This window comes from Actinoplanes awajinensis subsp. mycoplanecinus (genome assembly GCF_001509495.1).
Lineage (GTDB): Bacteria > Actinomycetota > Actinomycetes > Mycobacteriales > Micromonosporaceae > Actinoplanes > Actinoplanes palleronii.
Genome location: NZ_LLZH01000283.1, coordinates 13,602 through 39,599, shown reverse-complemented (window position 1 = coordinate 39,599; position 25,998 = coordinate 13,602). Strand labels below are relative to the sequence as shown.

The window sequence follows — 25,998 nt, the reverse complement described above, 5'->3', positions numbered from 1 at the left end:
CAGCGTCGTCCATACGGATGACTACGCTCAGCCGGACGGACCGTATCTAAAAGATCAACTCTCCGCTGCCAGCGCGCGGTCCAGGTCAGCGAGTTGCCCGCCGATCTGGCCGAGGGTGAGCAGTCCGCTACCGGAACCGGCCCATTCGGCCGTGGCGGGGGCCAGCGCGGTGCGTGCCCGCAGCATCGCCGCACGGTCACCGGCCGCCAGCGCCGCCGTCGCCACCAGGCTCCAGAGCGCCTCGGCGAGCAGATCCGGCGGCGGGTCCGGGAGGTCCCGCAACTCCCGGTGGTCCCAGAGCGGCAGGACCCATCTCCGGTACGGCCCGAAGTCGTCGCCCCGCTCCCCCAGCGGCAGCCCCCGCCGCACCCGCATCCCGAGCAGCGCCAGCGGCACGAGCCCCGCACTGAGCCCGGGCATCCCGGCGCCGTCCAGCCGCGGCGCCAGCTCCCGGTAGGCCCGCTCGACGTCGGCCGGCGGGGCGCCGGTCATGTCCAGCCGCAGCGCCGCGTACCCCTCGGTGAACACGCCGACCAGCGGCAACTCGTAGCGCGCGCCGAGCGCACCGGCCGCCGCCGCGTGCCGGTCCGCGCCGGCCAGGTCGCCGAGCGCGGCCCGCCCCTGAATCCGGATCAGGTGGCCGAGCACCTCGGCGGTGACCAGGCCGTGCCGGGCGGCCAGCCCGATCAGCTCCTCGCCGATCGCGTCCCGGTCCGGCGCCAGCCCGGTCCGGTGACAGCTCTGCAGGTAGACCGCGTTCAGCGCGAACGCCAGCAGGCCGGGGTCGTCCAGCCCGCGGGCGATCCGCTCGGCCTCCCGGGCGCACTCCCGCGGCCACGGGTCGGTGGTGCCGCGCGACTCGCACGCGACGGTGGCCAGCAGCCGGGCCCGGGCCGCGTGGTGGCCGGCCGGCAGCGCGGCGAGGGTCCGGGCGGCGGCCGCCACGATCCCGGCCGCCTGCTCCGGGTCGTCGGCACGGGTCCAGACGGCCGGCACGTCGTAGGCGCCGATCACCCGGGCGGCCAGTTCCGGATCGCCGAGCTGTTCGGCCGCCGCGACGGCCGCGCTGCGCTGTTCCCGGGCCGCGGACAGGCCACCGGCGCCGGTCACCGCCAGGTTCCGCAGCAGTCCGACCGCCGACTCCAGCCGGACCCGGGTGCCCGCCACCCGGTCATACGCCTCCGCCGCCCGGGCCAGCACGCCGGCGGCCAGGTCGGGGCCGGGCGGCACCTCCGCTGCCGGGCCGGGGCCGCGCGCCGGGCCCGTGACCAGGTCGAGGGCCGGGGACTGGCGCAGGACGTCCTGTTCCAGACGGCGCAGGGCCGGGCCCGGGTCGACGCCGAGCTGGCCGACCAGCAGGGCGCGGGCCCGGCGCAGCACGGCGAGCGCGTCGCCCTGCCGCCCGGTCCGGTAGAGCGCCAGGGCCAGCAGCCGCCAGCCCTCCTCCCGCCACGGGTGCTCGGTGACGTAGGCGTCCAGGTCGGGGACCGCCTCGGCGGCACGGCCCCGTTCGAGGCGGGCGGTGGCCTGGCGTTCCAGGGCGCGCAGGCGCAACTCGGCGAGGCGGGCGCGGTCGGCGGCGGCCCACGGGGCGTCCGGGAAGTCCGCGTAGGCGGGGCCACGCCACCAGCTCAGCGCCTCGTCCAGGTGGGCGAGCGGCGGAGCGGCGGCGTGGACGATCTCCTCGAAGCGCCAGGCGTCGACGGTGCCCGGGGCGGGGCGCAGGGCGTACCCGGAAGCCTCGGTGACCAGCAGCGTGCCCGGCGCCCGGCGGATCCGGTCCGGCTCCACCGCCCGCCGCAGGGCAGCGACGAACGTCCGCACCGCGGCGATCGCGCCGTCCGGCGGCGCCACCCAGAGATCGGCGACCAGGACGCCGACCGGGACCACCCGGCCGCGGGCGACCAGCAGGCGGGCCAGGACCGCGCGGTGCATCGGGCCCTTGAGGGCGATCGGCGCGCCGTCGGCCCCGGTCGCGGCCACCGGCCCGAGCACCGCGAAGTCGGTCACCCGCGACCCTCCTACTCGCTGATCTTGATGACCATCTTGCCGGTGTTCTCGCCCCGCATCAGCCCGAGGAACGCCTCCGGCGCGTTGGCCAGCCCGTCCACCACCGTCTCCGGCGCCGAGATCTGCCCGGCTCGCAGCCAGCCACCGACCTCCTCGACGAACTCCGGCATCCGCTTGCCGTGGTTGCCGACGATGAAGCCGCGCAGGTTGAGCTCCTTGCCGATGGCGAGGGCCAGGTTGCGCGGCGCGGCCGGCGCGGACGTCTCGTTGTACTGCGAGATCGCGCCGCAGAGCGCGACCCGGCCGAACTTGTTCAGCGAGCCGATCGCGGCTTCCAGGTGCTCGCCGCCGACGTTGTCGAAGTACACGTCGATGCCGTCCGGCGCGGCCGCGCGCAGCTGCTCGCGGACCGGGGCGTCCTTGTAGTTGAACGCGGCGTCGAAGCCGAGGTCGTCGACCAGGTGGCCGACCTTCCCGGCGGAACCGGCGCTGCCGATCACGCGCTTCGCGCCGCGCAGCTTGGCGATCTGCCCGACCACGCTGCCGACGGCGCCGGCCGCACCGGAGACGAAGACCGTGTCGCCCTCGCGGAACTGGGCGATGTCCAGCAGGCCGACGTACGCGGTGAGCCCGGTCATCCCGAGCAGCCCGAGGTACGCGGAGAGCGTGGGCGCGGCCGCCGGGTCGATCACCCGTACCTTGGCGGCGTCGGTCACCGCGAAGTCACGCCAGCCGAGCCCGTGCACCACTGTCGCGCCGACCGGCACACCCGGCGAGTGCGACGCGACGACCTGGCCGATCGCCCCGCCGTCGAGGGCCGCGCCGAGCGGGAACGGCGGGACGTAGGACTTCACGTCGTTCATCCGCCCCCGCATGTACGGGTCGACCGACATGAACTGGTTGCGGATCAGCACCTGGCCCTCGCCCGGCTCCGGGGTGGGCAGCTCGACCAGCTCGAAGTTGTCGGCGGTCGGCCACCCGCTGGGCCGGCTGGCGAGACGGATCTCCTGCATCAGTTCCTCCACACGTCGTCGTTACTCCTCGACAGTATGTCGAAAAACTCGACACCGTGTCGACTCCAGCCGGACAGCCGCGTTACCGTGATCGGCATGAGCACCGCCCCCGCCGGCCGACGCCGCGGTCCCAGCAAGGGTGACCTGCGCGAGCAGGCGATCCTGGCCACCGCCCGGGACCTGCTCAGCCGCAAGCCGCTCGACGCCATCACCATCGACGAGCTGGCCGCCGGCGCGGAGATCTCCCGGTCCAGCTTCTACTTCTACTTCGACTCCAAGCTCGCCGTGGTGGTCGCGCTGCTGCACGGCCTGGCCGGCGAGGTGGGCCGGGACGCCGGGCCGTGGCTGGACGGCGCCGGGCCGGACGAGCCGGCGCTGCGCCGTTCGCTCGCCGCGCTCGCCGCGCTCTGGCGCGACCAGGGCCGGCTGCTGACCGGCGCGCTGGCCGCCGCGCCCGGCTGCCCGCCGATCGCCCGGTGGCGGGCCTGGCTGCGCGAGGCGCACGTGGAGCGGCTCGCCGCCCGGATCGCCCGGGACCGGGCCGCCGGGGTGGCGCCGCACGGTCCCGCCCCGCGGGTCCTCGCCGAGATGATCGACGACCTGCGCACCGCGGCGTTCGCCGCCGCGAGCGACCCGGAGGGACTCGTCGACGACCTGGTCGTGGTCGAGCTGCGGATGATCTACGGGGTTTTCCCGGTTCACCACGCGGAAGGATGATCCGGCAGGCACCCTGGGACCATGCGAATCGGTGTCATTGGCGCAGGTCAGCTCGGCGGCACGCTCGCCACGTGGTGCGCCGAGAGCGGTCACGAGGTCGCGGTCACCTCCCGGCACCCGGACCGGCTGACCGACCTGGTCGAGCACGGTGACGGGCACATCCGGGCGATGACGATCCCGGAGGCGGCGTCGTACGGCGAGGTGGTGTTCTTCGCCCCGAACTGGGAGTCGGCCAAGGAAGCGGTCGACCTCGCGCACCACGCGCTGGCCGGCAAGGTGGTCATCGACGCCACCAACCCGGTGGCCACCGGCACCGTCCCCGGGGAGACCGGCCCGGGTGGTCTCGGTTCCTTCGCGCCGGGCTTCCCGTCCACGCTGGACATCCCGTCGGTGCTGACCGTGCCGGACGGCCCGTACGGCAAGAGCGGCCTGGAGACCCTGATCGAGTGGGCGCCGGAAGCGCACTGGGTGAAGGCGTTCAACACCATCAGCACCGACGTGCTGGGCCGGCGGCGCGGCCACGACCCGCTGCTCGCCGAGTTCCTCTGCACCGACCAGCGCGACGCCCGGCTGGCCGCCTGCCGGATCATCCAGGAGCTGGGGTTCGCGCCGTTCTTCGCCGGTGGCGCCGAGGCCGCCCGGCTGACCGAGACCGGCGGGCCGCTGCAGCGCCTCGAGGTGGACGTGCAGGACGCCAAGGACGTGCTCGCGGAGGCGCTGAGCCACGTGCGCTGAGCGCCGCCGGGCATAGACTCCGGCCGGTGGAGATAGTCGAGCTGCTGGCCTCACCCGCGCACCGTTTCGAGGGCCGCCCGGCCGACGGCCCGGCGCCGGCCCCGGACGGCGAACTGGTCCCGGAGATCAGGGTCCGGGCCGGTCTCGGCATCGTCGGCGACCGCTACTTCAACCACGCCGCGCACCGCGACGCGGCGATCACCGTGATCGCCCGGGAGTCGCTTCCGGACGGTGCCGGCCTGGCCCAGGCGCGGCGCAACATCCTGGTCGCCGGGCTGCGCTTCGGCGAGAAGACCCTCGACGACCTGGTTGGCGCGGTGCTCGCGCTGGACTCCGGCGACGGGCCGGTCCGGCTCGCGGTGCGCCGGGCCGCCAACCCGTGCGCGTGGATGGACGTCAGCATCGGCCCAGGCGCGTGGAAGGCGCTGCGCGGCCGGGGCGGGGTCCGCTGCGTGCCGCTCGACGACGGGATCCTGCGCGTGGGACCGATCCGGGCCACTCTGGAGGACTTGCCGCCAGCGCCTCAGCGATGACCGCAACCGGTCGATAGTTCTACGTCAGACGTCCGGCAGGAGGTGGCGGGTGACGACTGGCTATCGGCGCTCGCTGGCTCGGACCGTGCTGTTCGCCCTCCTGTACGCCGCCGCCGTCTACGCGGGCCGGCGCACCGCGATGGTCGCCGACGGGGTCAGCCTGGTCTGGCCGGCCGCCGGCGTCGCGGCGGTCTGGCTCTGCGCCCAGCGCGCCGCGCCCACCCGCCGCCTCGACCTGCTGCTGCTCGCGGGGATCCTCGGCACCGGGAACTGGCTCACCGGCGCCTCCCCCGCGGTCGGTGTGGTCGCCGGGATGGTCGGGCTGATCGAGGTGGGCGTCTTCCTCCGCGCGCTGCGCCACTGGCGACCGGATCTGTGGGGCGCCGGCGGCGGCGAGACCCTGCGCTCACCGCGCGACCTGTGGGGCCTGTTCGGCGCCGCGCTCGCCGCCAGTTGCGCGGCCGGCGTCAGCGGCATGCTGGGCCGCTGGCTGGTCACCGGCTCGATGCCGATCGCGTCCTCGGTCATGTCGACGGCCCGGCACCTGACCGGCATCCTGATCATCGGGGCGGCCGGGATCTGGGTCGGCGCGGCACTGCGCGCCGGCCGGAAGATCCGGCGGCGTCCCTCCTTCTGGCGGTCGGTCGAGGTCGCCGGTCTTCTCGCGGTCAGCGTCGCCGGCCAGATCAGTGCTTTCGCGTACGATCACCGCCTCCCGTTGTCGTTCGCCCTCCTCGGCTTCACCGTCCTGGTCGGCACCCGGCTGCCCACCCCGTGGGTGCTGGTGCACAACTCGGTGATCAGCGGCATCGCGGTGCAGTACACGCTGCTCGGCTCCGGCCCGTTCGCGCAGGTCGGCGACATCGACCAGCGCACCGTGCTGGTCCAGCTGTTCTGCGTGCTGGTCACCCTGGTCGGCCTGGCCCTGTCCCTCGGCCGGGACGAGCGGCGCACCCTGCTCACCGCGCTGGCCGAGGAGAAGGCCGAGCTGCACGCCCGGCAGGCCGAGCTGGCCACCCAGCAGGAGCAGGCCTCGCACCACGCCGACCTGCTCACGGCGATCATCGACTCGATGGCCGACGGGCTCGCGGTGATCGGCCCGGACAGCCGGGTGACCCTGCGCAACCCCGCCGTGACCGAGCTGCTCGGTGACGACGAGACCGCCCACCTGCGGGCCCTGGCCGGCGAGGACGTCCGCGGGGTGGACATGCCGGTGCGCAGCCCGGGGGTGCCCGAGGGCCGGGTGGTACGGGTGACCGCCACCTCCCTGCCGCACCCGGACGGCACCCGCAGCGCGGTGGTGCTCTTCCACGACGTGACCGCGGAACGGCGGCACCGCGACGAGCTGACCAACTTCGCCGGGGTGGTGGCGCACGACCTGCTCAACCCGCTGGCCAGCGTGGACGGCTGGACCGTGGCGGCGCTGGAGGCGCTGGACGGCGTACCGGAGCACCCCGGTCTCCAGCAGGCCCAGGACGACCTGGCCCGGCTGATCCGGGCCTCGGCGCGGATGCGCGGGCTGATCGACGGCCTACTCTCGTACGCGACGGCGCGGGAGGCCACCGTCGCACCGGTCGTGGTGGAGCTGGCCGACGTGGTCGCGGACATCGTGGTGGCCCGCGCGGACGCGGCGGTGGCGGCCGGCAAGCCGGAGCCCCGGTTCAGCATCGGGCCACTGCCCGCCGTGCGAGCCGATCCGGTGCTGGTCCGGCAGCTGATGGACAACCTGGTCGGCAACGCGATCAAGTACACCGGGCCCGGGGTGGTGCCGGCCCTGGAGATCAGCGCCGTCTCGTCACCGGCCGACCCGCTGGTGACGGTGCGGATCGCCGACAACGGCATCGGCATCCCGGACGGGCAGCACGAGGCGATCTTCGGCAACTTCCACCGGGCCCACCTGACCGGCGACTACCTCGGCACCGGCCTCGGCCTGGCCATCTGCAAACGGATCGTGGAGCGCCACGGCGGCGTGATCAGCGCCGCGAACCACCCGGGCGGCGGCTCCTGCTTCGAGTTCACCCTCCCGGCCGTCACCGGCTCGCCGACGTCCGCTCACACCAGGATGTTGACCGCACTGCCCTGATCCATCCGCGCGATCGCGTCCCGGCTCGCCAGCACCGCGACCTTGTCGTCGTCGAGCTCCGGCCGGCCCGCGCCCTGCAGCACGTGGTCGAAGAGCTGCTGGCAGTCACCGCGCAGGCGGAGCCACGCGGCGTGCGTCTCCCAGGCCGTGGACGGGGTGGACGTGCCGATGCTGATGCTCATGGGAGGCTCCTTGATCACTTCGAGGGGTCGCTCTGTCGAGGGCCCGACCATCGGCCGCCATCGGCGGAACTGAGGTTTTCCCCACCCGCTTCTTCCGGTCAGGTAGCGTCGGAACGTCTGCCGCACACCGAGCCTGGCGGGGAGAGATCGTGATCCTGTCGACGCACACCGCCCGGTCCGCCGCTGACGCCCTGGCGTGACGCCGGTGTGGCTCGTCCTGACCGCGGTCCTGCTCGCCCTGGCCGCCGGCGCCGTGCTGGTCCGCCGCAACAGCCTGCGCCGGGAGGCCGGCTCGGGCGACGCGAGCGCCGGGCCGGACACCCTGGCCAGCGCGCGCCTGATGATCGCCGAGCTCGGCGAGGCGCTCCGGCAGCGCGACGCCGAGATCGAGCGGATGCTGGCCGACCGGGCCGAGCAGGCGCAGGCCACCGCGCTGGCGCAGAAGCAGAACAACCAGCGGCTGCGGCGCCGGGCCAAGGAGGCGATCGACGGCACCGCCGCGGTGATCGGCACCAAGCTGGAGGACGTGGTCGTGCAGGTCGGCGCGGCCCGGGACGCCGCGGCGGCCACCCACGAGCGGGTCACCGTCACCAACGACGCGGCCGAGGCGCTGGGCCGCCGGGCGCTCAGCGCCGACGAGGCGGCCACCGCGCTGAACGCCAGCCTGCGGCAGGTCGCCGGGATCGCCAGCGTGATCTCCGGGATCGCGTCGCAGACCCGGCTGCTCGCCCTGAACGCGACGATCGAGGCGGTCCGGGCCGGCGACGCGGGAAGCGGTTTCGCGGTGGTGGCCGACGAGGTGAAGAGCCTGGCCGACACGACCGCGACCTCGACCGAGGAGATCACCCGGACGATCGCCGCGCTGGAGTCGGACGTGGCGCAGATGGGCCAGACGCTCAGCGCGATCATCCACGACGTCGGCGACATCGAGGACACCATGCGCCAGCTCGGCGGGATCGCCGATCAGCAGCACGCCATCGTGCAGCAGCTGCACCGCAGCGTGGACGCCACGATGGCGCAGATCGGCGACCTGTCCGACGTGGCCGAACGCCTGGAACGCCGCCGGCACGACCGGCTCAACGCCGAGGGCACGGTCCGGTTGCGGGTGTCGTCGCGGCCCACGCCGGTCGACGCGCAGGTGGTCGACCTGAGCTCGGACGGGCTGGGCTGCACCGTCCCGGCCGACGTCCGGGTGGCGATCGGCGACGTCGTCCGCACCGAGTTCACCATGGACGGCCTGGGCGGCTCGGCCGAGGCCAAGGTGATGCGCCGGACACCGCGGGACGGTCTGATCGAGATCGGTCTGCAGTTCCAGGACCTGCCGACGACCACCCGCAACGCGATCGACAGTTACCTGACCACGCTCGGCGGCGACGTCGACTGATCCGGCAGCGGGTCCATCAGGTAACGCTGCACGGTCGGCCCGACGATCGCCACGATCGTCTCGGACGGCACGGACGCCAGCGGCTCCACCTTGATCACGTACCGCGCCATCGCGACGCCGACCATGTGGCTGGCGGCCAGGGTGATCCGCAACGGGCCCTGCTCGTCGTCGAGGCCGAGCTTGGGCACCGCCCGCCGGAGGATCTGGGTCACCACGAACTCGCGGAACAGCCTGGTGGTCCACTCGTTGCCGACCGCGGAGCGCAGCAGGGCCACCCCGGCCGCGCCGCCCGGCCCGTCCCAGATCGTCAGGAACAGCCGGACGAAGCGCTCGCCGACCTGGTCCAGGTCTCCCTCGGCGACCGCGTCGAGCAGCTCGGCCGGGTCCATCGGCGCCTGCATCGCGGCCAGGAACAGCTTGTCCTTGGTGCCGAAGTAGTGGTGCACCAGGGCCGGGTCGACCTCGGCGGCGGTGGCGATGGCACGGATCGAGGCGCCGTCGAACCCCTTGTCGGCGAACGCCGCCCGCGCGGCGGTCAGGATCACCTCCCGGGTGTCCTGGTTGCCGGGCCGCCGCCCGGTCCGTCGTGCCATCTCACCAACCCCTTCCGGTACGACGCGGCCGCTACCGGTCGTACGCGATCATTCTGTCCTGCGTCGTAACGTCGCGGCGCCCACCGCGAGCGCCACGATGATCGCGCCCAGCACGACGCCCAGGTCACGCCACATCGTGCCGGTCGGATCGGCGTGCCGGCCGACCTCGGTGAGCGCCTGCACCGAATAGGACATCGGCAGCACGTCGCTGATCGCCTGCAACCACCCGGTCATCGCCTCACGGGGCACGAAGAGCCCGCACAGCAGCAGCTGGGGCGCCACCACCAGCGGCATGAACTGCACCGCCTGGAACTCGGTGCGGGCGAACGCGCTGCACAGCAGGCCGAGCGCGACGCCGAGCACGGCGTTGGCGACCGCGATCAGCACGACCAGGCCGAGGCCGCCGGCTGCGCGCATGCCCAGCACCCCGTAGGCGAAACCGGCCGCGACCGCCGCCTGCACGGCGGCCGCGCCGCCGAACGCGATCCCGTACCCGAAGAGCAGGTCGAGTTTGCCGACCGGGGTGGTGAACAGCCGCTCCAGCGTGCCGCTGGTGCGTTCCCGGAGCATGGCGATCGAGGTGATCAGGAACATCGTGATGAACGGGAAGATGCCCAGCATGGTCAACGCGATCCGGTCGAAGACCCGGGGCTGGCCGTCGTACATGAAGTAGATCAGGGTGATCAGCAGGGTGGGCACCACGACGATCAGCGCGATGGTGCGCGGGTCGTGCCGCAGCTGGGTGAGGATCCGCCGGATCGTGCTCAGCATGATCATGATGTGCCCTCCTTCGGCATGCTCTGCTGGCCCGCGCCCGCGAGGTCGCTCCCCGGCGCGGCGAGGTGCCGCTCGGTGCAGTCGTTCATGCCGCCACCGCCTCGTGCGCGCGGATCAGGTTGAGGAACGCCTGGTCCAGGTCGTCGGTGCCGGCCGACTTCTTCACCGCGGCCGGGGTGTCGTCGGCGATCAGCACGCCCTCGCGGATCAGCAGCAGCCGGTCGCAGCGGTTCGCCTCGTCCATCACGTGGCTGGAGACCAGCACGGTGGCGCCGTCGGCGGCCATCCGCCGGAAATGCGCCCACAGCTCGTCGCGCAGCACCGGGTCCTGCCCGACGGTGGGCTCGTCGAGCACCAGCAGCTCGGGCCGGCTCACGATGGCGCAGGCCAGCGACGCCCGGCTGCGCTGGCCGCCGGACAGGTCGGCGACCAGCTGGCCGGCGGCGCCGGTCAGCCCGACGGTCTCCAGTGCCTGATCGGCGGCGTCCTTGCCGAGGCGGTGCAGCGAGGCGAAATAGCGCGCGTTCTCCCGGACGGTGAGGTCGGCGTAGACGCTGGGCGCCTGGGTCAGGTATCCGATCTTGCTGCGCAGCGCCGGCGCGCCGGCCGGGACGCCGAGCACGGTCACCTCGCCGGCCGCGACCTTCTGCACGCCGACCACCGTGCGCATCAGGGTGGTCTTGCCGCTGCCACTGGGGCCGAGCAGCCCGGTGACGCTGCCCCGCGGGACGGAGCAGGAGAAGCCGTCGAGCACGGCTCGCTTCCCGCGTCTGACGACCAGGCCGGAGACCTCGATCGCGGTGTCCATGGTTCCTCCCCGGAACTCATCAAGTGTTGAACTCAACGCTAGATGAATTCTGGAGAGCGGTCGAGAGTGTATTTCAACGCATGATGAAATCCGGCGGTCTCAATCCCACCGGCGGGCCACGGCCAGGTGCTGCAGCGCCGGATGCCGGCCCGCCGGCCGGCGCATCGCCGGGGTGAGGAACGACCCGAACCACTCCGCGGCCTCCTCGGCCACCGAGTCCAGCGCGCCCGGCTCCTCGAACCGGCGGGTCGCGCCCGGGATGATCCGCAGCTCGGCGTGCACCCGCATGGTGTTGCGGGCCTCCTCGTTGAGCGCGAGCACCGCCTCGTCCCGCTCACCGACGATCAGCAGGGTCGGCGCCTCCACCTCGATCAGCGCTGGTCCGGCCAGGTCGGGGCGGCCGCTGCGGGACACCACCGCACGGACCGCGTCCGGCCGGGTCACCGCCGCGACCAGCGCCGCCGCCGTGCCCGCGCCGGCGCCGAAGAGCCCGAGCGGCAGGCCCGCGGTGGCCGGGTGCAGGCGCACCCAGTCGATCATGGTGACCAGCCGGTCGGCGAGCAGTCCGATCTCGAGGCCGCCCGCCCCGGTGTCCTCCTCCGGCGCGAGCAGGTCGGCCAGCAGGGTGGCGAACCCGCGGCGGTTCAGCTCCCGGGCCATCGCCTGCCGGCGCGGGCTCTGCCGGGAACCGCCGCCGCGGTGCGCGAAGAGGACCACGCCCGTGGCGTGCTCGGCGATGGTCAGGTCGCCCTCCGGCCTCACCCCGCCGAGGTCGATCCGTTCCGTGATGGTCCAGCTGGTCACGTCCATCCCTTTCTGCTCGGCCACGTCCGTGGCGCGCATCCGGGGGGACGGCTCTCACCGTACGCGTCCTCCGTTGCTCCCTCAGGTGCTCCGGAGGGTGGCCGATCTGGAGGATGACGAGTGCCTCAGGAGGTCCATCCCCGATGTCCGTTTCCCGGTTGAACCGCACCCCGCAGACGTCCTCGGTGCCACCGGTCCGGCCGTCCGCCAGGGAACGCCACCAGAACGCCCACGACGACGCGGACGCCCTCTCCGACCGCGACCGCGAGCTGATCTACCAGGCCACCGGCCAGCGCATCGACCCCGGCCAGCGCAGTTCCGGCTGGATCAACTCGCTGGCCGGTGCGATCGCCGCGGACCGCACGGCGGGCCGGCTCGCTCCGGGGCAGGAGGTGACCCCGGCGTACCTGAAGGACCTGTCCCGCCGCTACGACCAGGCCACGCCGGGCCGCAACCCGGTCGCCGGCTACCTCGAGCCGGCCCTGCGCTACCTCTCCCAGCGCGGCGACGGCCGCCTCGACGTCACCGCCTGACCCCCTGCCCGTCCCGGCCGGCGGCGTGGAATCACCCGCGCGGGCCGCCGGGCGGTTCGGCGCTGCCCGCCCGGCGAAACGGGGTAAGGAGGGTGACCATGACGCAGGATCCGATGGACCCCACCGCTGCCTTCCGTGAGCTCGCCCGGATCAATCTGGGCGAGACCGACCTGGACGGGGTTCTGGCCACCGTCGCCGAGCTGGCCAAGCGGGCGGTGCCCGGCGCGTACGAGGTCTCGGTGACCCTGATCCGCGACCGCGGCCCGCACACCGTCGCGAGCACCGGCGAGGCCGCCGACCGGATCGACAAGTGGCAGTACGAGCGCGGCTCCGGCCCCTGCCTGGACGCCTGCCGGGACCGGACCACGCTGCTCGTCGACGACGTCGGCGCGGAGCGTCGCTGGCCCGGCTGGGAGGAGAACACCGACGTCGTCGGCGTGCACAGCGCGCTCAGCGTCGGCCTGCAGATCCACGAGCGGGTGTCCGGTGCGCTCAACATCTACGCCACCTCGGCACGGGCGTTCGACCCCGACGCGGTGGTGCTGGCCGAGACGTTCGCCGGGTACGCCGCGATCGCCCTGGCCAACGCGCACCTCTACAACACCACGCTGGCCCTGACCCGGAACCTGCAGACCGCGATGGAGAACCGCGCGGTGATCGAGCAGGCCAAGGGCATCATCATGGGCCAGCGGCACTGCACCGCCGACGAGGCGTTCGCGATCCTGGCGAGGGCGTCCCAGGAGTCCAACCGCAAACTCCGCGACGTCGCCACCGGTCTGGTCGACCGCGCCCAGCGGGGCTGACCCGGCCGGAGATGATCAGAGGGTGCGGTCGAGCAGGTTGCGCCAGTGCCGGACCAGCGGCGCCGGGCAGGAGATGTCGTGCACCCCGGCGGCCCGCAGCTGGTCGTGCAGCCGGACGCTGGGCCGCAGGTCGACGGCGACCAGGCACGGCACGGACCGGGACGTGGCGATCGAGGCGGACCACTCGACCAGCTGGGCCACGATCGCCGGGAGCCGGTCCACCGGCAGCAGCACGTCGTTGCGGATGCTCCGGTCCCAGACCAGGGTGTGCTGGGCCAGGTCGGCGGTCGCGACGGTGAGCAGGTGACAGTCGTCGACCAGATCGGCGACGGTCAGCGCGGCGGCCGGGGTGGCGATGTCCAGGCCCAGGCGCCAGCGGGCGTCGGTGACCGCGGTGAACGCGGAGATCTCCCGCCGGTCCGAGACCATCGGGAGCACGACGAGCGGGTCACCGCCCGGGAACGCCTCGATGATCGTACGAAAGGAATCGACGGCATCCGGGAGCAACGAGCGGACGCCGCGCCGGCCGAATGACGCCGCCGGCGGACCGCCGGCCTGCTCGTCGAACCACCGGACAGCCGGCAGCGAGCGGTCCGACCCGGCCAGCAGCCGCCACAGCTCGGCGCGATCGGTCGCGGTCAGCGCGCGCAGGTCCTCGGCGCGCAGCGGCGCCCAGCCGTCGGCCAGGTGAGCGGCCGCCCGGGCCTCGGCGGGACCGGTCACCTCGGCGTGCACGCGCAGGGTGGTGGCGCCGGCCGGCACCGGCGGCGCGGTGGTCCCGGCGTCGAAGTCGACCACCACGTCGTGGCCGAGCCAGCTGTCGTCGACGGTCACCCCGGTCAGCACCGGGACCGGCAGCGACCACAGCGCGCGGGCCTCCGGCGCGTACGGGGTGACCGCCTCCTCGACGATCACCCCGGAGAGCCGGGGCGCCATCGCGCGGATCAGGTCGGCGTCGGGTTTCTCCAGGTAGAGCAGGACCTGACCGAAGACGATCTCCTCGATGCCGGTGCGGTCCACCAGGAGGCCGCGGTGCCGGCCGTAGCCGTACGCGATACCTGGCTCGTCGCCGGTCCGGTCACTCATCCGCCACCTCGCCTCGTTGAGGCCGACAGTAGCCGCGACCGGACGTCACCGCTGCCCGCGCTTCGGGCAGTCGGGCTCACCGCTTCGTATAGATGACACCCACCTTGTCGAGTTCGGCGCCGGCCCGGCCGTGGAACCCGGCGATCTGCCAGCCGGCCGGCGCGGTACGCGTCACGCAGTCCGATGTGGTGCTCCCGCCGGCCAGGGTGCGGCCCAGGCTGGTGGTGAACCGGGCGTAGAAGATCCGGGTCCGTGAGTTGTAGACACCCCGGCACAGGTAGAGGCCGGTCACGTACTCGCCGCTGCCGAGGGTCAGCGCGGTGGCCGTGCCGCCGGTCCCGCCGTGGCTGAGCGCGCCCAGCGACACCGCGTCGACCCGGGAACCGGCCCGCAGCCCCACGGTGGTGGCCGCCGCGGCGCGCTCGACGTCGTTGAAGTAGTCGCCGTGCGGGCCGCCGAACTGCTCGCTGAACTGGTACGCCGGGTTCACCGTCCAGGAGAAGCCGGCGCTGATCGGGTCGTGGTCGGAGAGCATCAGCCCGTCCGCGGTGAGGAACGACGCGTGCTCGTTGTGGTACGAGGTCGCGGTCAGCGTGACCAGCCGGCTGCCCCGGTACAGGATCTTGTCGACCACCTCGCAGGTGTCCTCGGGGCAGAGCAGCGGGTCGGCGCCCTTGGCCGGGGCCACCCCGCCGCGCTCCAGCTGCACCCACGCGTCGGTCAGGCCGTTGGCGCCGGTGAACTCCGCGATGGTGTCGCCGGTCCGGGTGTACCGGGTGTTCGTGTCGCCCATCACCACGACCGCGTTGCCGGCCGAGTGACCGGCGATGAACGTGGTGAGCTGGCTCAGGTTGTCGGCCCGGGAGGCGAGGTCACCGGCGTTCGTGCCGGCGTTGGTGTGCAGGTTGTAGAAGTCGACGTAGACGCCCTCGGCCAGCCGGGTACGACTGAACGTGAAGCCCTTGGGGGTCAGGCAGTCACCGGAGTCGTACTGGCAGGAGTTCCATCCGGCGCGCTCGAAGTCGTCGGTGTCGTACGCGTAGGAGGACAGGCTGTTCAGCCCGGAGCCGATGCCGGCGCCGCCGCTGGTCGGGGTGCGGTAGGCGTGCGTGTCGGTGGCGTACAGATAGGCGTGGTAGTTGAAGTCCTCCTGCACGTGGATCACGTCGTACCCGGAGATCCGGGAGCCGATCGCGGTCGTCGCGGACTGCCGATCCGTTTCCGCACTGGACAGGATGTCGGGTAGTCCGGCAATGTTGTAGGAAAGAACCTTCAGAGTTCCGCCGGTGGGTGCGGCGGACGCGGGGGCGGTGGGGACGGCGATCAGGGTGGCGGTCAGCGCCACGATCGCGACGGGGATGCGTGTGGTGAGCACGATCCGGACGCTAGGGCCCGAACCGCCCGATAGGAAGACCCCAGCATCGGTACGTTCATCGATGTTCACGCTCACATCCGCGGTTGTTACCCGCGAGTTGGAAACCCGCACGAAAGCTGGGCCGCGATCTTGCCCCGCTACCGCCTCGTGGAGTTTCCCCATGCCTCCGATCTCCGTGAGCCGCCGGACCGTCCTGCGCGCCTCCGCCGCCGGCCTTCTCGCCGGCCCCGTACTTCGCGGGTCCGCCGCCTCCGCCGCCGTCGCCCCCGCGGCTTTTGTGGACAGCTACCAGACCAACCTCACGGCGAACCTGACCGTCGAGACCAACGCCGCCGTGCGGATCCTCTCCGGCGTCCGGCGGGTCTGGGCCACCGGCGCCACCTGGAACACCGGCACCGTCCTGGACCGCGCGTTCCTGCGCGCCAACATCCGGTACGTCGTGCAGGTCACCACGCACCGCACCGACGCCGAGGCGGCCACGGCGTTCGTCGTCGACCGCCAGCACCAGAGCTACTCGACGATCGCCGGGCTCGGCCCGCTGGCCCCGCTCTACCGGGCCGGCGCGCTCGCCGTCACCGGCATCACCACGGCGCCCGCCGGCACGCCGGCGACCACGGTCAGCGACGCCGTACCGGCCGGCGCCCCGGCCGGCTCGGCGCTCGGCGCGGGCTCCACCACCTCCGCGCTCGGCAAGGTGGCCACGCTGGTCAACACGTTGCGCGGCAACTTCTCGTCGGGCAACCCGGCGAAGTTCGCGTTCCAGTACCCGCGCCCGTGGCGGGTCACCGAGGACAGCCAGGTCGTCGACACCGGCGCGGTGGACGCGTTCGGCTTCCCGGTCTACGCGTCCGACGTGGTCGTGGTGCCGGCGCTGCTGCGTCAGCGCGGGACCAACCCGGCCGAGGACGGCGGGTACGTCAGCGGCCACACCAACGCGCTCTTCCTGGCCGCGCTCGCCTACGCGTACGCCGTGCCGGAGCGCTTCCAGGAGCTGGTGGCCACCGCGTACGACCTGGCGCACACCCGGATCGTGGCCGGCATGCACTCCCCCGCCGACGTGATCGGCGGCCGGATCCTGGCCACCGCGCTGGCCGCCGCGATCCTGCGCGACCCGGCGAACGCCACGGTCAAGGCGGACGCGCGGGCGCAGGCCCTCGCCTACTTCCAGGCCCAGGTCGGCCCGGACGTCCTCGGCTACGCACGCTCCACCGAGGCCGAGCGCAAGATCAACGTCAAGAACGTCAGGCACAAGCACACGTACGACCTGCCGGCGCACGGCAAGCGCGTCCCGGTCACCGTGCCCACCGGTGCCGAGGTGCTGCTCGAGACCCGGCTGCCGTACCTGGACGCCGGGCAGCGCCGCGAGGTGCTCCGGACCACCGGCCTGACCTCCGGCCACCCGATCCTGGACGGCCCGGAGCAGTGGGGCCGGCTGAACCTGTTCGCGGCCGCCGACGGCTACGGCGCGTTCGACGCAGGCGTCGCGGTGACCCTGGACGCCGCGCTCGGCGGCTTCCACGCCGCCGACACCTGGCGCAACGACATCGGCGGCCGGGGCGGGCTGGTCAAGCTCGGCTCGGGCGCGCTCACGCTCGCCGGCGACAACGACTTCCGGGGCGGCGTCACCCTGGCCCAGGGCACGCTGACCGCGGAGTCGCGGACCGCGCTGGGCGCCGGCGACGTGACCGTCACCGGCGGCACACTGCGGCTGGCGGACGACGGCGTGCGGGTGCGCGGCGGGTTCCGGCAGAGCGGCGGCACCCTCGCGGTGACCCTCGATCCGCACGGCAAGACCGCGCTGACCGTCGAGGACGACGCCGTGCTCGGCGCGCACGTCACGCTGTCGATCACCGTGGGCCGGGGCTCGTTCCGTGGACCGGTACCGGTGATCAAGGCTCGCCGCCTGCGCGGGAGATTCGCCTCGATCGTCGTGACCACCCCCGGGTTCCGGGCCGAACCGGTCACCTACGGCGACACGATCGCGGTGCGGATCCGGGCCGTCTGACCGGGCCGGCACTGTCCACAAAGCCGCGGCGTCCTTGACAAACATCGATGCCCGGCCATTGGATGTGTCCGGGAGGTAACACGATGACCATGCGCCGGAAGTGGCTCGCCGTTCTCACCACCGCACTGGCCCTGGTCACCGCTCTGAGCGCGCCGGCCTCCGCTGCACCCGTGGCGTGTGCCGCGCCCGCGCCCAGCACCACCCAGCCCGGATACCTGGTCTTCGATCCGGCCTGCGACCTCTCCGGCGCGCCGTTCACGCCGCTCGCCGACACGGCCGGCAAGCCGCTGTCCCGGGTGCTCACCGGTATCCGGGACGGCGCGGCGTACCGCATCGAGGTGCCGCTGCGCTGGAACGGGCAACTCGTCGTCTACGCGCACGGCTACCGCGGCACCGGCACGGTGGTCTACGTCGACAACCCCGCGCTGCGCGCGCACTACATCAATTCCGGGTTCGCCTGGGCCGCTTCGAGTTACGCCACCAACGGGTACGACGTGGGCCAGGGTGTCCGTGACTCGTACGCGATGATCGACACGTTCCGTCAGGCCACCGGCCGGCGCGCCCGCTCGGTGATCATGAGTGGCGCGTCGATGGGCGGGCAGGTCACCGCGGTGGCGATCGAGCGGTTCCCGCGGGCGTTCGACGCGGCCATGCCGTACTGCGGGGTGCTCGGCGACACCAAGCTCTACGACTACTTCCTGGACGCGAACGTCACCGCGGCCGCGCTCGCCAAGGTGCCGATCGACTTCCCGCTCACCCCGCCCGCGGACTATCCGGCGCAGTGGCGCGCCAAGGTCGGCCAGATCCTGCCCGCGCTCGGCGTGAAAGTGGGCGCGCCGCCGGTGCTCACCCCGGCCGGGCGCACCTGGTCGGACGCGGTGGAACGGCGCAGCGGCGGGGACCGGCCCGGGTTCGACTCGGCGTTCGCGTACTGGAACGCCGCGACCTCCCTCGCCCCGCTCAACGACCTGCCGTTCCTGTTCGGCCTCTACCCCGGCCTGTCCGGCGGCACCGGCGGCATCGCCCCCGGCAACGTCACCGACAACCGCCGCACCGTGTACCGGCTCACCGACACCATCCTGCCGAGCTTCCCCGAGTTCCGGCTCAACGCCGAGGTGCTGCGGGTCCAGCACACCGCGACCGCCGACCCGGGCCTGGCCGGCATCCCGCGCGTCGAAGGCCGCCCGTCCGTCCCGGTCCTCTCCCTGCACGACGTCGGCGACCTGTTCGTCCCGTTCTCGATGGAGCAGGAATACGCCCAGCGCGCCGCCCGCAACGGCCGCGCCGGCCTGTTCGTCTCCCGCGCCATCCGTGGCGTCGGCCACTGCGACTTCACCGAGCCGGAACTCGCCAAGGGCTTCGACGACCTGACGACCTGGATCCGCACCGGCCACCGCCCGGCCGGCGACGCCATCCTGGACCGCCGCACGGTAGCCTCCGCCGCCTTCGGCTGCCGCTTCACCAACGGCACCCACACCGTCTTCACCGCCCCGGCCTGCCCCACCACCCCGCCCCGCCCCTGACGGACCGCTTCCCGGCACGAGTACGAAGCACCCCGCCGCAGGCCACGAGCCAAGCCCCGGGCCGATCCCGCGCGACGCCCCCACCACTACCGGACCGCCACGCGCCTCCCCGTTCCCGGCTGGTGCTCAGGGGTGCCTCAAGGCCCTTGAGGCACCCCTGAGCACCAGCCGAGTTCCAGGACCGGGCGAGAAATCGCGACCGGCGGGCATTTCGATCAGATAGCTGCATATCTGAAATACGCCAGAATGCCACCTGGCAGATTGCCATCGCGCAATTATCCGGCCAAATGAATGAATGTACCGTCACCGGCTCCGGTTGGGCACAATAGAAACAGATGCCCCGGGGGTGCCCATGACAGCCGACGATTCTCCGAGATCAAGGAATCGCACCGGAGACGTTTTCCGCCGTCTGATGCCGGCCGCCGTCGTGCTGATCGTCGCCGCCACGATGATCAGCACGTTCCTGGCGCCGTTCGTCCTGGCCCGGCTCTACCCGGGCGACACCGACTTCTCCCGAGTCAGCGACATCGGCCAGGCCTACGGCGCCGCCTCCGCCGTAATCTCGACCCTGGCCCTGGGCGGCGTGCTGGTCGGCCTCGTGGTCCAGTACCGGCAGTACACCGGCGACCGCCAGCGAAGGGTCGAGGAGGCCACTGCGGAACTCGTCCGGCTGGCCATGGAAGAACCTTTCTACCAGCAATGCTGGGGCGCTCGCGTCGCACCGGAGGGCATGGATGAACGACCCTTCCTCTACTGCAACCGGCTGATGACAGCCTGGAAACAGGCCTGGGCGATCGACGTTCTCTCCGAGGCGCAAGCCCGCGAGTACCTGGCGAGTTTCTTCGACAGTGAGGTCCCGCGCGCTTTCTGGCGGATGCACGGGGACTGGCAAATGCGGGTCAAGCTCACCAACCGCCGCGCACACTTCCTCATGATCGTCAACGAGGAATACCGACGCGCCGAGAAGGCCGGCCCGCCGTCCCGGCCCTACGAACCTCCGCCGAGCGGAACTGGCGTCGCCCACCAAGAACAGATCAGCCGAATTCCCCGGCCTTGACCCCGGCGATCAGATCGCGCCAGACGCCCTTGGGGACGATCAGAACGTCCTCCGGGCGCTGCGAGTTCCGCACGCCCACCTCGGCGTCCAGATCGGCGACCTCCACACAGTGATGATCGCTAACGCAGCGTGATGCTTTGAACCACCTGATATCCGGCATTTTCCGTTTTCCTAGCGGAAGGGACAAACTCGGAAACAGTATCCGATGATCTTCCGCGGGAACAGGTAAACCGGGGAGTAGTCGCGCTACCGGGTGGTCGTCATCGTAGCGTCGCCGTTCACTCTGGGCGACCGGCAGGGGCGTGCGCGACCGTCTCCTCCAGAATCTGCCGGAACGTGCGGGCCGCCGGCGACTCCGCACCCGCGAGCCGCTGGGACGTGAAGATCGTCCGACGCGGGGTGTCCGTCAGCTCCAGCAGGCGGCAGGACGTGTCCCGGCCCGCCCAGACCAGGTCGGGGATCAGGGCGACGGCGTTGCCCGACTCGACCAGGCGCATGTGGGCCTGCAGGTCGGCGGTTTCGTAGCGGACGTCCGGTTCGAAGCCGGCTCGGCGGCACAGCTGTTCGGCGAAGTGGCGGGAGGCCGCGCCCCGGGGTTCCATCACCCAGGGCATCCGGCGGGCGGCGTCGAGGGAGTCGACCGGGTGCAGGGACTCCGACTCGGCCGGGAGCGCCAGGCGGATCGCGTCGGTGCACAGGTCGCGGCGGTCCAGGCCGGGGTGGTGTGGAGCAGCGTGTGCCGGGTACTGCTCGGCGATAACCATGTCGAAGTCGCGGGCCCAGGTCTCGCGCAGCGCCTCCTCGGGCTCGCGCTGGACCATCTCCACCCGTACGTCGGGAAAACGCGCGGCCGTGGCGCGCAGAGCGGCCGGCATGAACGCGAGCGCCGCGGATTGGAAGACGGCTACCCGGACCCGGCCGGTGACCCGGGTGGCCGCGGCCTGCAGTCGCGCCTCGGCGCGCTCCAGGGTGTCGAGCACCTCGGCGACCGAGGCGACCAGCACCTCGGCCTGCGGGGTGAGCTGGACCCGGCGGCCGGCCTTGCGCAGCAGCACCGTGCCGGTCTCCTTCTCCAGCTGGCTGAGCTGCTGGGAGACCGCGGACGGGGTGAAGTTGAGCGCCTCGGCGACGGCGGCCAGGGTGCCACGGATGGCGAGCTCGCGGAGCAGGATCAGACGGCGGATCTCCAGCACGACGACACATTAGCTCAACTGAAGATTACCCATCATGAATGGTCGCTTTTCCTAACCGGATGCCGGACGCAGACTGACGGCGAAACCGAAAGGAGCATCCCGATGCCTGAGATCGCCGAAGAGACGATCACCCTCGTGCGTCGCTGGCTGCGTGAAGCGTCGACCGTGCCGGTCGGTGGCTCCGCTGCCCAGCTGGCCGGCCTGCTGCGCGACCCGAAGGGGCTGGCGTTCGCGGTCGGTTTCGTCGACGGGGTGGTCCGGCCGGAGGACCGCCGGGTCAGCGCCCGCACCCTGCACGCCCTGGCCGCCGACGTGCCCGCGTTCCTGCCCGCGCACCTGCGCGCCGCGGTGAAGCTCGGCGGCGCGCTCGCCCCGATCATGCCGGGGGTGGTCGTCCCGATCGCCCGCCGCGCGCTGCGCCAGATGGTCGGTCACCTGATCGTCGACGCGTCCGACGCCCGCCTCGGCCGGGCGATCAAAAAGATCAAGAAACGCGGCGTACGCCTGAACGTCAACCTGCTCGGCGAGGCGGTCCTGGGCCGCGGTGAGGCGTCCCGGCGGCTCGGCGACACCGAGCGGCTGCTGGCCCGCGCCGACGTCGACTACGTGTCGATCAAGGTGTCGGCGACCGTCTCCCCGCACAACGCGTGGGCGTTCGACGAGGCCGTCGACGACATCACGGCGAAGCTGCTCCCCCTGTTCACCACGGCCGCCCGGACCGGCAAGTTCGTGAACCTGGACATGGAGGAGTACAAGGACCTCGACCTGACCATCGCGGTCTTCACCCGCCTGCTGGACCGTCCCGACCTGCTCGGGCTGGAGGCCGGCATCGTGCTGCAGGCCTACCTGCCGGACGCGCTGGGCGCGATGACCCGGCTGCAGGAGTGGTCCGCGGCGCGGCGCGGGCGCGGTGGCGCCGGGATCAAGGTGCGCCTGGTCAAGGGCGCCAACCTGCCGATGGAGCGGGTCGAGGCGGCCGTGCACGGCTGGCCGGTGGCGACCTGTGACAGCAAGCAGGCCACCGACACCAACTACAAGCGGGTCCTCGACTACGCGCTGCACCCGGACCGGATCCGCAACGTACGGCTGGGCGTGGCCGGGCACAACCTGTTCGACGTGGCGTACGCCTGGACTCTGGCCGGCCACCGGGACGTGCGGGACGGCATCGAGTTCGAGATGCTCCTCGGGATGGCCGAAGGCCAGGCCGAGGCGGTCCGCCGGGAGGTCGGCGGGCTGCTGCTCTACACGCCGGTGGTGCACCCGAAGCAGTTCGACGTGGCGATCGCGTACCTGATCCGCCGCCTCGAGGAGGGCGCCAGCTCGGACAACTTCATGTCCGCGGTCTTCGAGCTGCACGCCGACCAGGCGCTGTTCGAGCGGGAGAAGGAGCGCTTCCTCGCGTCCCTGAGCGACCTCGGCTCCGCGGTCGCGCCGACCCCGAACCGGGTCGCGGACCGCTACGCGGCCGTCCCGGTCTCCTCGCCCGGCCACTTCGAGAACACCCCGGACACCGACCCGGCCATCGCTTCGCACCGTGATCGGATGCGCGCTCTGCTGGCCCGGGTGCCGTCCTCCACGCTCGGGCTGGACCTGGTGCGGGTCGACAAGGCCGGGGTGCTCGACGAGCTTCTCGGCAAGGCCGCCGCCGCCAATTGGGGCGGCGCGGACCGCCGCGCGGTGCTGCACCAGGTCGGCGTCGCGCTGGAGAAGAACCGCGACGTCCTGCTCGAGGTGATGGTCGCCGAGGCCGGCAAGACCATCGACCAGGCCGACCCGGAGGTCTCCGAGGCGATCGACTTCGCGCACTACTACGCGGAGCTGTCCGCCGCCGAGGTCGACGGCGCCACCCCGGTGCCGGCCCGGGTCACCCTGGTCACGCCGCCGTGGAACTTCCCGGTGGCGATCCCGGCCGGTTCCATGCTGGCCGCGCTGGCCGCCGGTTCGGCAGTGGTGCTCAAGCCGGCCGGTCCGGCCGAGCGCTGCGGGACGGTGCTCGCCGGGATCGTCCGGGACGCGCTCGCCGCGGCCGGCGCCGACCCGGACCTGGTCACGCTGCTGCAGGTGGACGAGGCCGGGCTGGGCCGGGAGCTGATCTCGCACGCACTGGTCGACCGGGTGATCCTGACCGGCGCGTACGAGACCGCCGCGCTGTTCCGGTCGTTCCGCCCGGAGCTGCCGCTGCTCGCCGAGACCAGCGGCAAGAACGCGATCATCGTGACCCCGAGCGCCGACCTCGACCTGGCCGTGAAGGACGTGGTGGCGTCCGCGTTCGGGCACGCCGGGCAGAAGTGCTCGGCCGCGTCGCTGGTCGTCCTGGTCGGGTCGGTGGCCCGGTCGCAGCGGTTCCGCACCCAGCTGATGGACGCGGTGTCGTCGCTCGAGGTCGGCTGGCCGTGGGAGATGCGCACCCAGGTCGGCCCGCTGGTCGAGCCGGCCGCCGGGAAGCTCCTGGACGGGCTGACCACGCTCGGCACCGGCGAGAGCTGGCTGCTGGCGCCGGCGAAACTGGACGAGTCCGGCAAGCTGTGGAGCCCGGGCATCCGGGACGGGGTGCGGCGCGGGTCGGCGTACCACCTGACCGAGTACTTCGGGCCGATCCTCGGGATCATGACGGCGGACACCCTGGACGAGGCGATCGACCTGGTCGACGAGGTGGACTACGGGCTGACCTCGGGGCTGCACTCGCTGGACGCGGGCGAGGTGCGTACCTGGCTGGACCGGGTCCAGGCCGGCAACCTCTACGTGAACCGGAGCATCACCGGCGCGATCGTGCGCCGGCAGCCGTTCGGCGGCTGGAAGCGCTCCGCGGTCGGCCCCGGCACCAAGGCCGGCGGTCCGAACTACCTGGTCGGGCTGAGCGGTTGGGCGCCGGCTCCGGCGACGGTCCAGACCGACATTGCACATCCTTCGGTACGGACATTGCTCGCCGCCGCGGCACCCGCCCTGACCGAGGACCAGCTGGCCTCGGTGACACGGGCGGCCGGCAGTGACGCGGCCGCGTGGGCGGCGGCGTTCGGGCGGGCCGAGGACGTGTCGGCGCTCGGCGTCGAACGCAACGTGCTGCGCTACCTGCCCACACCGGTCACGGTGCGGCTGTCGGCCGACGGGTCGCTCGCCGACCTGGTCCGGGTGCTCGCGGCCGGGCTGCTGGCCGGCGCGCCGGTCCGGGTGTCCAGTGCCCAGCCGGTGCCCGCGGCGCTCGCCCCGGACGCGGTCGTGGAGCCGGACGCCGCGTTCGCGGCCGGGCTCACCGGCGCCGGCCGGGTCCGCCTGATCGGCGGCTCGGTCACCTCGCTGGCCGTCGCCACCGGCGGGCGCCCCGACCTGGCGATCTGGTCCGGCCCGGTGGTCGAGGCCGGCCGGGTGGAGCTGCTGCCGTTCCTGCGCGAGCAGGCGGTCAGCATCACCGCCCACCGCTTCGGCAACCCCCTCCCCCTGGCCGCCGAAGTCCTGTAACTCCCGATCCCCCGGCTGGCCCTCGGGGGTGCCTCAGCACCCCCGAGACACCCCCGGGAGCCAGCCTTCGTCTGCGGGCGTCAGACGATCGTGAAGCCGGGTGGGAGGGGTTCGCGGCCGGTGAGGGCGCGCAGCAAGGGGACGCCGGCGCCGAGGGCGAGGGCGGAGCGGTAGGCGAGCCGGACCGACTCGGCGACCGTCTCCACCGGCAGGTCCAGGTCGAGGCCGGTCGCGGCGGCCGCGTCCAGCCCGTGCACCACCAGCTCGAACGTGCGCGTCGGGATCCAGTCCCGGACCCGCATGCCACCCGCCGCGGTGAGCACCAGGTCGTCGTCGTTGACCTGGGACAGCGCCACGGTGGCCCGCCCGATCAGCGTGCTGATCTGCTCGGCCGGCTGCTCGCCCAGCTCCTCGGCGGCGATCACCTGCTCGGCCTCCCGGGCGTACGCGAAGAAGCCCTCGGTGGTCTCCACGTCCACCTGCGGCGCCCGGGTGGCGAGCACGTCGGGCACCTGACGCAGCGCCGAGCCGGCCGTGTGGCCGAGCAGCTCACGCAGCGTCCAGTCGCCCAGGCCCGGCTCGTCCAGGCGCTCCGGCGGGAGGTTCGCGACCAGCCCGGCATACGCGATCGCGGCGGAGCGGAAAGTCCGTCGGTAGTCCATCGCTCCAATCTGCCAGACCGGAGCGATCTCGCTAACAGCGTTCTGCCCCGAACCTGGGTAGCCTCCGCGCGTGCTTCTCCCGCTGCCCCCGGGCAATTTCCAGGCGTACCTGTTCGACTGCGACGGCACCATCACCGACTCGATGCCGCTGCACTACCAGGCGTGGACCACGACCCTCGCGCAGTGGGGGTGCGAGTTCCCGGAGGACCTGTTCTACGCGTGGGGCGGGCGGCCCGCCGTCGACATCGTCGCCGACCTGAACGCGCGGTACGGGCTGGCCATGCCGGTGGCCGCGGTCGCCGACCAGCGGGAAGCGGTGTTCCAGGCCGGGCTCGGCACGGTCCGTGCGGTGCCCGGGGTGCTCGAGCACATCGAGGAGGCGTACCGCAGGGTGCCGTTCGCGGTGGTCTCCGGCAGCACCCGGGACTCGGTGACCACCTCGCTGACCGCGCTCGGCCTGCTGGACCGGTTCCCGGTGCTGGTCTGCGCCGAGGACTACGCCCGGCCGAAGCCGGACCCGGAGGGATATCTCACCGCGGCCCGCCTCGTCGGCGTCGACCCGGAGAAATGCCTGGTCTTCGAGGACACCGAGCTCGGCGTGCAGGCGGCCGAGGCGGCCGGGATGGCGTGTGTCAAGGTTCCGGCCCCCTGGGAACGTTAAGGTCA

24 protein-coding genes are annotated in these 25,998 nt (G+C 72.8%); 12 read left to right on the top strand and 12 right to left on the bottom strand.

Features of this window, described 5'->3' with window-relative positions:
* Window positions 1–54: 54 nt before the first annotated feature.
* Together ADL15_RS56570 and ADL15_RS30160 are read right to left on the bottom strand one after the other, a co-directional pair.
* Window positions 55–2,010: an AfsR/SARP family transcriptional regulator gene (locus ADL15_RS56570; protein ID WP_067698247.1), complete on the bottom strand. Its 1,956-nt coding sequence runs from the start codon at window positions 2,008–2,010 to the stop codon at window positions 55–57.
* An 11-nt stretch (window positions 2,011–2,021) separates the two neighbouring features.
* Window positions 2,022–3,023, bottom strand: coding sequence for an NADP-dependent oxidoreductase (locus ADL15_RS30160; protein WP_067698314.1), 1,002 nt, complete (start codon window positions 3,021–3,023; stop codon window positions 2,022–2,024).
* Between the two features lie 96 nt (window positions 3,024–3,119).
* On the opposite strand from ADL15_RS30160, the gene ADL15_RS56565 reads away from it, so the two are divergent.
* The 4 genes from ADL15_RS56565 to ADL15_RS30140 are packed head-to-tail and all read left to right on the top strand — an operon-like array spanning window position 3,120 to window position 7,091.
* On the top strand, window positions 3,120–3,740 hold the full coding sequence (locus ADL15_RS56565; RefSeq protein ID WP_067698312.1) for a TetR/AcrR family transcriptional regulator: 621 nt from the start codon (window positions 3,120–3,122) through the stop codon (window positions 3,738–3,740).
* 21 nt (window positions 3,741–3,761) lie between these two features.
* Window positions 3,762–4,475, top strand: a complete 714-nt coding sequence (locus ADL15_RS30150; RefSeq protein ID WP_067698245.1) for an NADPH-dependent F420 reductase — start codon at window positions 3,762–3,764, stop codon at window positions 4,473–4,475.
* A gap of 26 nt (window positions 4,476–4,501) precedes the next feature.
* Window positions 4,502–5,008, top strand: a complete 507-nt coding sequence (locus tag ADL15_RS30145) for a molybdenum cofactor biosysynthesis protein (RefSeq protein WP_067698243.1) — start codon at window positions 4,502–4,504, stop codon at window positions 5,006–5,008.
* 49 nt (window positions 5,009–5,057) lie between these two features.
* On the top strand, window positions 5,058–7,091 hold the full coding sequence (locus tag ADL15_RS30140) for an ATP-binding protein (protein WP_067698241.1): 2,034 nt from the start codon (window positions 5,058–5,060) through the stop codon (window positions 7,089–7,091).
* Here ADL15_RS30140 and ADL15_RS30135 read toward each other — a convergent pair.
* A complete protein-coding gene (locus ADL15_RS30135) occupies window positions 7,061–7,273 on the bottom strand; it encodes a hypothetical protein (protein WP_067698239.1) in 213 nt (70 codons plus the stop codon). The genes ADL15_RS30140 and ADL15_RS30135 overlap by 31 nt on opposite strands.
* A gap of 205 nt (window positions 7,274–7,478) precedes the next feature.
* Here ADL15_RS30135 and ADL15_RS30130 point away from each other — a divergent pair, with 205 nt between their 5' ends.
* The gene (locus tag ADL15_RS30130) at window positions 7,479–8,657 is read left to right on the top strand and encodes a methyl-accepting chemotaxis protein (protein ID WP_232344505.1); all 1,179 of its coding nucleotides are present in this window, start codon (window positions 7,479–7,481) and stop codon (window positions 8,655–8,657) included.
* On the opposite strand, the gene ADL15_RS30125 is transcribed toward ADL15_RS30130, so the two are convergent.
* The 4 genes from ADL15_RS30125 to ADL15_RS30110 form a co-directional block, all read right to left on the bottom strand.
* Entirely contained in the window at window positions 8,624–9,250 is a 627-nt protein-coding gene (locus ADL15_RS30125) for a TetR/AcrR family transcriptional regulator (RefSeq protein ID WP_067698235.1), read from the bottom strand. The two genes, ADL15_RS30130 and ADL15_RS30125, sit on opposite strands and share 34 nt — an antisense overlap.
* A 48-nt stretch (window positions 9,251–9,298) precedes the next feature.
* The gene (locus tag ADL15_RS30120; protein ID WP_067698233.1) at window positions 9,299–10,027 is read right to left on the bottom strand and encodes an ABC transporter permease; all 729 of its coding nucleotides are present in this window, start codon (window positions 10,025–10,027) and stop codon (window positions 9,299–9,301) included.
* An 85-nt stretch (window positions 10,028–10,112) separates the two neighbouring features.
* On the bottom strand, window positions 10,113–10,835 hold the full coding sequence (locus ADL15_RS30115; protein ID WP_067698231.1) for an ABC transporter ATP-binding protein: 723 nt from the start codon (window positions 10,833–10,835) through the stop codon (window positions 10,113–10,115).
* A gap of 99 nt (window positions 10,836–10,934) precedes the next feature.
* Complete coding sequence (locus ADL15_RS30110; protein ID WP_067698310.1) at window positions 10,935–11,645, bottom strand: dienelactone hydrolase family protein; 711 nt, start codon at window positions 11,643–11,645, stop codon at window positions 10,935–10,937.
* Between the two features lie 137 nt (window positions 11,646–11,782).
* On the opposite strand from ADL15_RS30110, the gene ADL15_RS30105 reads away from it, so the two are divergent.
* Both ADL15_RS30105 and ADL15_RS30100 read left to right on the top strand, forming a co-directional pair.
* Complete coding sequence (locus ADL15_RS30105; protein WP_067698229.1) at window positions 11,783–12,172, top strand: hypothetical protein; 390 nt, start codon at window positions 11,783–11,785, stop codon at window positions 12,170–12,172.
* A gap of 98 nt (window positions 12,173–12,270) precedes the next feature.
* On the top strand, window positions 12,271–12,975 hold the full coding sequence (locus tag ADL15_RS30100; RefSeq protein WP_067698227.1) for a GAF and ANTAR domain-containing protein: 705 nt from the start codon (window positions 12,271–12,273) through the stop codon (window positions 12,973–12,975).
* A 15-nt stretch (window positions 12,976–12,990) separates the two neighbouring features.
* Here ADL15_RS30100 and ADL15_RS30095 read toward each other — a convergent pair whose 3' ends face one another.
* Both ADL15_RS30095 and ADL15_RS30090 read right to left on the bottom strand, forming a co-directional pair.
* Window positions 12,991–14,061, bottom strand: a complete 1,071-nt coding sequence (locus ADL15_RS30095; protein ID WP_067698226.1) for a putative PEP-binding protein — start codon at window positions 14,059–14,061, stop codon at window positions 12,991–12,993.
* Between the two features lie 76 nt (window positions 14,062–14,137).
* Entirely contained in the window at window positions 14,138–15,436 is a 1,299-nt protein-coding gene (locus tag ADL15_RS30090) for a jacalin-like lectin (RefSeq protein WP_232344501.1), read from the bottom strand.
* Between the two features lie 160 nt (window positions 15,437–15,596).
* Here ADL15_RS30090 and ADL15_RS30085 point away from each other — a divergent pair, with 160 nt between their 5' ends.
* The 3 genes from ADL15_RS30085 to ADL15_RS30075 all read left to right on the top strand — a co-directional run bounded on the left by ADL15_RS30085 (window position 15,597) and on the right by ADL15_RS30075 (window position 20,021).
* Complete coding sequence (locus tag ADL15_RS30085; RefSeq protein WP_067698223.1) at window positions 15,597–17,441, top strand: phosphatase PAP2 family protein; 1,845 nt, start codon at window positions 15,597–15,599, stop codon at window positions 17,439–17,441.
* 83 nt (window positions 17,442–17,524) lie between these two features.
* A complete protein-coding gene (locus ADL15_RS30080) occupies window positions 17,525–18,964 on the top strand; it encodes an alpha/beta hydrolase family protein (protein ID WP_067698221.1) in 1,440 nt (479 codons plus the stop codon).
* A gap of 412 nt (window positions 18,965–19,376) precedes the next feature.
* A complete protein-coding gene (locus ADL15_RS30075; protein WP_067698219.1) occupies window positions 19,377–20,021 on the top strand; it encodes a DUF6082 family protein in 645 nt (214 codons plus the stop codon).
* Here the strand turns inward: ADL15_RS30075 and ADL15_RS51860 are convergent.
* Complete coding sequence (locus tag ADL15_RS51860; protein ID WP_232344492.1) at window positions 19,999–20,127, bottom strand: DUF397 domain-containing protein; 129 nt, start codon at window positions 20,125–20,127, stop codon at window positions 19,999–20,001. The genes ADL15_RS30075 and ADL15_RS51860 overlap by 23 nt on opposite strands.
* 172 nt (window positions 20,128–20,299) lie before the next feature.
* Entirely contained in the window at window positions 20,300–21,214 is a 915-nt protein-coding gene (locus tag ADL15_RS30070; protein ID WP_067698217.1) for a LysR family transcriptional regulator, read from the bottom strand.
* Window positions 21,215–21,316: 102 nt separating this feature from the next.
* Between ADL15_RS30070 and ADL15_RS30065 the strand changes: the two genes are divergently transcribed.
* Window positions 21,317–24,670: a bifunctional proline dehydrogenase/L-glutamate gamma-semialdehyde dehydrogenase gene (locus ADL15_RS30065; protein WP_067698215.1), complete on the top strand. Its 3,354-nt coding sequence runs from the start codon at window positions 21,317–21,319 to the stop codon at window positions 24,668–24,670.
* A gap of 80 nt (window positions 24,671–24,750) precedes the next feature.
* Here ADL15_RS30065 and ADL15_RS30060 read toward each other — a convergent pair whose 3' ends face one another.
* Entirely contained in the window at window positions 24,751–25,332 is a 582-nt protein-coding gene (locus tag ADL15_RS30060; RefSeq protein WP_067698213.1) for a maleylpyruvate isomerase family mycothiol-dependent enzyme, read from the bottom strand.
* Between the two features lie 70 nt (window positions 25,333–25,402).
* Between ADL15_RS30060 and ADL15_RS30055 the strand changes: the two genes are divergently transcribed.
* The gene (locus ADL15_RS30055) at window positions 25,403–25,993 is read left to right on the top strand and encodes an HAD family hydrolase (RefSeq protein WP_067698211.1); all 591 of its coding nucleotides are present in this window, start codon (window positions 25,403–25,405) and stop codon (window positions 25,991–25,993) included.
* The last annotated feature ends 5 nt before the right edge of the window (window positions 25,994–25,998 follow it).